The organism is Pectinatus frisingensis (assembly GCF_015732285.1).
Taxonomy (GTDB): domain Bacteria; phylum Bacillota; class Negativicutes; order Selenomonadales; family Selenomonadaceae; genus Pectinatus; species Pectinatus frisingensis.
The window spans coordinates 1-372 of record NZ_WIQU01000004.1; the positions used below are offsets into that span (position 1 = coordinate 1).

Annotated in this window: 1 protein-coding gene; it reads left to right on the plus strand. The window is 53.5% G+C overall.

Annotation, left to right across the window (positions count from 1 at the left end; all coding sequences use genetic code 11):
- Positions 1 to 62 precede the first annotated feature (62 nt).
- Positions 63 to 372, plus strand: a 310-nt coding sequence (locus I6751_RS00240; RefSeq protein ID WP_231037990.1) for a hypothetical protein, incomplete at its 3' end; no start/stop codon positions are given.

Sequence of the window (372 nt, forward strand, 5' to 3'; positions counted from 1 at the left end):
GTGCCCGCTATGGCCGCTATATAACAAGAAACAACGGCTGGTTCCTGGAGCCGCAGATCGGGCTGTCTTATGGCGTTACACGGGCCTATGATTTCCGCACGGCCAATGACCTTGAATACATGCAGGATCAAAGCGGCATGCTGACCGGCCATGCCGCAATAACCCTGGGCAGAAAATACGGGCAGGGCAGCCACAGCGGTGAAGCCTACCTGAAATTGGCAGCCAACCATGACTTTAGCAGCAATGACGCCATGTTTTATGCCATGCAGCCTAAATCTATGAAACTGGAAGTCGGGGCAGATCCCGTTCTGGCTTCGCAGAAAGTCAATGATCTTGAAGGCCGGGATACATGGTATGATGTGTCGCTGGGCA